Here is a 5,997-nt window from a genome sequence, read left to right on the forward strand (position 1 = left end):
GCCGACAGGGGGGGCCGGGGGTCTTCGGGCGGGCGGGCGGTGGACTGAAGGGCGCGGCCGACGGGGCGGCCCCGTCGGCCGAGGGGCGTCAGGCGCCCCAGCTCATCTGGTTCCCGCCCACACGCTCCGCGGCGATCTGCGCCTCGTAGCCGGAGGCGCGGAAGGCGGCGAAGGGATCGGCCGGCAGGCCCTGCTCCTCGCGCAGCGCCGTGAGGGCCGGGCGGACGTCGGTCCAGAAGGCGTCCATGAGGATGCCGTGCGCTTCGAGCACGTCGTGGCGCTCCTGCGCATCGGCGAGGGCCTCGCGGTCCACCAGCAGCGCCTTGGCGAGGGTCTCCTGCACGTTGAGCACGGAGCGGATCTGACCCTGGATCTTCGACTCCAGGTTGTGGCACTCGTCGAGCATGAAATTCACGCCCGAGGCGGGGCGGTGGGCGTCCTGCTGCACGATCTCGAAGAGGATGCGGAACAGCTGGAAGGGGTCCGCGGCGCCGACGATGAGGTCGTCGTCGGCATAGTTGCGGGAGTTGAAGTCGAAGGCGCCGAGCCGGTTCTGCCGCAGCAGCTGCGCGACGATGAACTCGATGTTGGTGCCGGGGGCGTGGTGACCGGTGTCCAGCACCACCTGGGCCTGCTCGCCCAGCGCCAGGCAGTGCATGAGGCTCGTGCCCCAGTCCGGGACGTCGGTGTGGTAGAACGCCGGCTCGAAGAACTTGTACTCGAGCACGAGCCGCTCGCCCTCGCGCAGGCCCGCGTAGATCTCCTGCAGCGACTCCGCGAGATGGTCCTGACGGCGACGGATCGAATCCTGACCGGCGTAGTTGGTGCCGTCGGCGAGCCAGATCTTCAGCTCGTGCGAGCCGGCCTCGCGCATCACGTCGAGGCACTCGAGGTGATGGTCGATCGCGCGGCGGCGGATCGCGGCGTCCGAGTGGGTGAGCGAGCCGAACTTGTACTCGTCGTCCTGGAAGGTGTTGGAGTTGATCATGCCGAGCGTGACGCCGAGGCCCTCGGCATGGGCGCGGAGCGCGGCCACGTCCTCCACCTTGTCCCAGGGGTAGTGGAGCGAGACGCGCGGGGCGAGCCCGGTGTGGGCGTGGGTCTGCGCGGCGTCGGCGATCTTCTCGAAGGGGTCGCGCGGGGTGCCCGGGGTCGAGAACACCTTGAAGCGCGTGCCGGAGTTGCCGTAGGCCCAGCTCGGCACCTCGATGGAGAACTCGCGCAGGTCGCGGGCGACGGCGTCGGGCAGGACAGCGGGGGTGGTCATGGTGCTCCTTGGGGGACGGGCCGCGCCGATCGACGGTGACGGCGGGGCCGGGTCATGTCCCCGGGGGACACGACATGTTGAAACGACTCAACAGGACGGTAGCACGGCGCGCGGCGGCTGGGAAGGCGTCATCCCGCGCCGGGTGAGCTCGCCGGGTGTGCGTTCCAGGCCGGTGCAGGGCCGGCTCGGGGTGATGCGGGGTGGCGGGCCGGTGCTCAGCGCGCCGGCGCCGGCCCGGTCGACTCGCGCCAGACGAGCCGCGTGATCGTGGGCCGGTTCATCGCGGGGTCCTCGCCGCGCATCACCCGCAGCAGCTCCTCGAGCAGCTCCGCGCCGAGGCGGTGGTTGTCGATCGAGACGGTGGTCAGTGAGGGCGACATCCAGGCACCGAGGGGCAGGTCGTCCCATCCCGTCACGCTGAGGTCCTCGGGGATCCTCCAGCCCCGCTCCCGCGCCCCGCGGATCACACCGGCGGCGACCACGTCGTCCGCGGCGAGCACGGCGGTGGTGGCGGTGTCCGCCGGCAGCTCGAGGATCGTCCGGCGCGCCACCTCCGGGTCCCAGCCGCAGTCGATCACCCCGGCGGAGCGCAGCCCGAGGTCGTCCACGGCATGGAGATAGGCCTCGCGCCGACGCTGGGAGGAGGGGTGGCCGCGGTCCCCCGTCAGGTGCAGCAGCTCGCGATGGCCGAGGTCGGCGAGGCCCTGGACCAGCTCGGTCATGCGGTTCGCCTCGGAGAGCGGACCCACGCCCCGCAGACGACGGTCGTACACCGGGGCCGAGATGATCGGGACCGTGCCCAGCCGCTCCCGCCCGCCGGCGGCCAGGTCGGTGAGGGAGAGCACGGCCTCGTAGAGCCCCGAGTCGGCGAGCTCCGCGACGCGCCCGCCCTCCAGCTCGCCGGACGGGAGGGTCACCACCTCGAGGGCGAAGCCCGCCTCCTGGGCGGCGTCGTTCGCGCCGGCGAGCACCTCTGTGGGGCTGCGGCCGTCACCGGCGGGGAGCACCAGCGCCAGACGACCGGTGGAACGGTTCCGCATCGCGCGGGCCACGAGATTCGGGCGATAGTCCAGCTGGGCGACGGCCTGATCGATATGAGCGGCCAGCATCGGGGAGACCGTCGGATCGTGCTTGAGATGGCGCGAGACCGTCTGGTGCGAGACGCCGGCGAGGCGCGCGACATCGCGAATCGTGGGCCGACGGGCGTTCTGCATGGGGGTCTCCTCGGACGGCTCCGGCGCGGGGGAGGGGCGGGCTGCGGAACCGGACGGATCGGCCTGCGCGGCGCCGTCTCTGGCGCTCCCGAGGTCACGATCTCACAACGGGTGACCGTTCATCCGAGAATTCTTCGGGGTCGTCCGAGTGACAGGTATGGCGAGAGGTCGAGAGGGCCACGGGAACCGGTCTCGTACCGCGCGGCCCAGCTCAGGGGAGGATGGCACGGATCCTTCCGGGGCCTGGTGCTGCGTGCGGTCGGATCTGAGTGAACGGTCACTCGGCTCAGCGTCGCAGGACCATCGGAACGAGTTCCAGGAAAGCGGTTGACGCCCAACTTGGAACGGTTCAAGATGTGAGGCGCATCGCCGAGGACGCCCACCGCCGGGTCCCGGCACGAGCGGACGAGGAGGCCCTCCGATGAGCACAGAGCTGTATCGCCGGTCCCTGTCCGCGCCCGAGGACATCGCCGACTGGCGCGTCGAGGGGCCGATGGTCGCGACCTTCCCCCAGGGGCGTCTCCGCCTCGAGAGCGCCGCCGACCCCGCCGAGGGGCAGGCCGCGAACTTCGTCGCCTGGCTCCCCGTCGAGCACGAGGGCGACGTGCGGATCAGCTGGGGCTTCCGACCCCTGCGCGAGCCCGGTCTCGCCATGATCTTCTGGGCCGCCCGCGCCCGCGACGGCCGCTCGATCCACCATCCTGAGCTGCCCGCGCGCACCGGCGAGTACGACCAGTACCACTCCGGCGCGATCGACGCCTACCACCTCTCCTACTACCGCCGCATGTGGGAGTCCGAGCGCAGCCTGCACACGTGCAACGTCCGGAAGAGCCATGGCTTCCACCTCGTCGCCCAGGGTGCGGACCCGCTGCCCGCCGTCCTCGATGCCGATCGCGACTACCGCCTCGCGCTCACCTGGCGCGGACCCGAGCTGACCTTCTCCATCGAGGGGATCGACTGCCTGCGTTGGATCGACGACGGCGGCGTCGGCGGTCCCGCCCGGCGCGGCGGCGCGATCGGCCTGCGGCAGATGGCCCCGCTGATCGCCGAGTACTCCGACCTCCTCGTGGAGGCGATCTGACATGGACCGGATCACCGGGGCCCTCGGCACCGCCGCGGACCTGCTGCTGCGCGCCGTCCTCCTCCAGGGACTGTGGCTGCTCGGCACCCTCGCCGGCGGCGTGATCCTCGGCTGGGCCCCCGCCACCGTCGCCGTGACCGACGCGGCCGCCCGCGCCGAGCGGGGACAGCGGATCACCCTCCGCCGCGCCGCCGAGGTGTGGCGCGCGCAGTTCTGGCGTGCCCAGCTGACCCTCGGCGCCCCGGCGCTGCTGCTCCTCCTCGGGATCGGCGCCCTGACCGCCGCTGGCGCCCCGCTCGCCGTGCGCGCCCCCGCGGCGATCGGCGCGATCCTCCTGCTTGCCGCACTGCTGCACATCCCCTCCGTCGAGCTGCGCCACGACCTGAGGGTCCCCGCCGTGCTGCCGCGCTCGGCCCTGCTCGCCCTCGCCCAGCTGCCCACCACGCTGCTGCTCGCCGCGGTGCTGCTGCTCTGGGGCGGGGCGGCCCTCTCGCTCCCGGGCCTGATCCCCTTCCTCGGGGTCGGCGTCCCGGTCCTGCTCTCCCAGCACCTGGTCGGGCGGTCGCTCGACCGCAACGAGCAGCTGCTCGCCGCCGCGGAGGCACCCCGCCCCGCGCCCACCGCCCGAGCCGCGGAGGGCGCACCGACGCCCCTCCTCCGCTCGGGACCGTCCCCGTCGGCCCGCGTCGCCCCGACCCCGTCGGCCTGACCTCTCACCGACCCCGCCACCCCTTCCCGCCGCCCACCAGGGCGGTCGGTCTCCCGGCCCGGCATCGCCGCCGCGCCTCCCCTCCGCGCCCCTCGGGCGCCCTGTGAAAGGACCCACGATGTTCTCTCGTCGCACCCTCCTCGGCGGCGCCGCCGCCGGTGCCACCGCCCTCGGCCTCGCCGCCTGCGGGGGATCCTCCGGCGGGGGCTCCGGCTCCACCGCGGAGATCACCACCCTGAAGATCATGGCGCCGCTGCTCTCCGAGACCGCCCCCGACCCCGAGGGCCAGCTGCAGCAGGCCATCCAGGAGTTCGTGGGCATGCCGCTGGACATCACCTGGGTCCCCAACTCGAGCTACGGCGAGCGGGTCACAGTCACCATGGCCAGCGACAACATCCCCCACGTGATGGTGCAGACGGGCAAGACCGCCGAGTTCGCGCAGACCGCGGAGGCCGGCGGCTACTGGGACCTCACCGACATCCTCGCCGACTACCCGAACCTCACCCCGGAGAACAAGGAGGTCGCGCACGGCGCGAGCATCAACGGCCGCACCTACGGCATCTTCCGCCTGCGCGACGCCATGCGCGCCGCCGTGATCCTGCGCAAGGACTGGCTCGCGAACCTCGGCCTCGCCGAGCCCGAGACCACCGACGACCTCATGGAGATCGCCCGCGCCTTCACCGAGGACAACCCCGCCGGCGACGGCTCCGCCACGACCGGTCTGATCATCCCCGCCTGGAACGGGTACGGGAACAACGGCCCCTACGACCTGTGGGAGACCTGGCACGGCACCGCCAACGTGTGGAAGGACGAGGGCGGCTCGCTCTCGCCCGCCTTCCTCGCGCCCGAGTTCGTCGAGGCGAACCGCTCGATGCGCGCCATGGTCGAGGCCGGTCACATCAACGCCGACTTCGCGACGATGGACGCCGCCACCTGGAACGAGCCCTTCTTCACCGGCAAGGGCGGCATCATCGCCGACGTCTCCTCGCGCGGCGGCCAGCTCATGGGCCTGTTCAAGGACGCGGACCCCGAGGGCTACGGCGACAAGGTCACCATGGTCGGCAACCTCAAGAACCCCGACGGCACCCTCTGGGCCCTGCCCACCCCCGGCTACGCCGGCTACCTCACCATCCCCAAGGCCGCGGTCCCCACCGAGGAGCAGCTCGCGACCGTGCTCACCGCCCTGGACAAGCTCTCGTCCGAGGAGGGCCAGCGCCTGCTGAACAACGGCATCGAGGGCGTGAACTACGAGGTCGACGGCGGCGAGTCGATCCCGATCGAGTCCGACGAGGCGACGCTCATCGCCAGTGACATCTCCGCCTTCGCCCAGATCGGCTCGCAGTCCAACGGCTACCTCGGCTACCCGGCCCGCCCCGAGGGGGAGCCCGAGAAGGAGCTCGCCGAGAAGCGTCTCGCCTTCCACGAGGCGGACCTCGAGCACGCCGTCTTCAATCCCGGCGCCGCCTACATGTCCAAGAGCTACCTGCAGAACGGCGCGATCCTCGACCAGATCGTGGTCGACGCCCGCCTGAAGTACCTCGCGGGCCAGTTCGACGAGGCGGGTCTGACCGCCGAGCTCGAGCGCTGGACCAGCAGCGGCGGCCAGCAGGTCATCGACGAGATGAACGAGCTCTTCCAGGCGGGCTCCAACTGACGGTCCGCGGGGGGGGGGGGGTTCTTTGGCCCCCCCCTCCCACCCCCCCAAAGGAAAAAAAACCACAAGCAC

The 5,997-nt window shown here is 72.1% G+C and carries 5 protein-coding genes; 3 read left to right on the forward strand and 2 right to left on the reverse strand.

The genetic code is table 11. The features are described from left to right. Positions 1–88: 88 nt before the first annotated feature. Together rhaI and V1260_RS07265 are read right to left on the reverse strand one after the other, a co-directional pair. Entirely contained in the window at positions 89–1,267 is a 1,179-nt protein-coding gene (gene rhaI, locus V1260_RS07260; RefSeq protein WP_329746146.1) for an L-rhamnose isomerase, read from the reverse strand. A 215-nt stretch (positions 1,268–1,482) separates the two neighbouring features. Further along, a complete protein-coding gene (locus V1260_RS07265) occupies positions 1,483–2,481 on the reverse strand; it encodes a LacI family DNA-binding transcriptional regulator (RefSeq protein ID WP_329746147.1) in 999 nt (332 codons plus the stop codon). 421 nt (positions 2,482–2,902) lie between these two features. Here V1260_RS07265 and V1260_RS07270 point away from each other — a divergent pair, with 421 nt between their 5' ends. From V1260_RS07270 to V1260_RS07280, 3 genes are all read left to right on the forward strand, one after another. After that, positions 2,903–3,562, forward strand: coding sequence for a DUF1961 family protein (locus V1260_RS07270; RefSeq protein WP_329746148.1), 660 nt, complete (start codon positions 2,903–2,905; stop codon positions 3,560–3,562). A gap of 1 nt (position 3,563) precedes the next feature. Next, positions 3,564–4,271: a DUF624 domain-containing protein gene (locus V1260_RS07275; protein WP_329746149.1), complete on the forward strand. Its 708-nt coding sequence runs from the start codon at positions 3,564–3,566 to the stop codon at positions 4,269–4,271. 118 nt (positions 4,272–4,389) lie between these two features. After that, positions 4,390–5,925, forward strand: a complete 1,536-nt coding sequence (locus V1260_RS07280) for an ABC transporter substrate-binding protein (protein ID WP_329746150.1) — start codon at positions 4,390–4,392, stop codon at positions 5,923–5,925. Positions 5,926–5,997: the final 72 nt, after the last annotated feature.

This window comes from Brachybacterium sp. J144 (assembly GCF_036321705.1).
GTDB lineage: Bacteria > Actinomycetota > Actinomycetes > Actinomycetales > Dermabacteraceae > Brachybacterium.

What these genes read in the sequence shown, in the direction of transcription:
- V1260_RS07270 (WP_329746148.1), top strand. Translation starts at nt 2,903, where the DNA reads ATGAGCACAGAGCTGTATCGCCGGTCCCTGTCCGCGCCCGAGGACATC.
- V1260_RS07265 (WP_329746147.1), bottom strand. Translation starts at nt 2,481, where the DNA reads ATGCAGAACGCCCGTCGGCCCACGATTCGCGATGTCGCGCGCCTCGCC.
- rhaI (WP_329746146.1), bottom strand. Translation starts at nt 1,267, where the DNA reads ATGACCACCCCCGCTGTCCTGCCCGACGCCGTCGCCCGCGACCTGCGC.
- V1260_RS07275 (WP_329746149.1), top strand. Translation starts at nt 3,564, where the DNA reads ATGGACCGGATCACCGGGGCCCTCGGCACCGCCGCGGACCTGCTGCTG.
- V1260_RS07280 (WP_329746150.1), top strand. Translation starts at nt 4,390, where the DNA reads ATGTTCTCTCGTCGCACCCTCCTCGGCGGCGCCGCCGCCGGTGCCACC.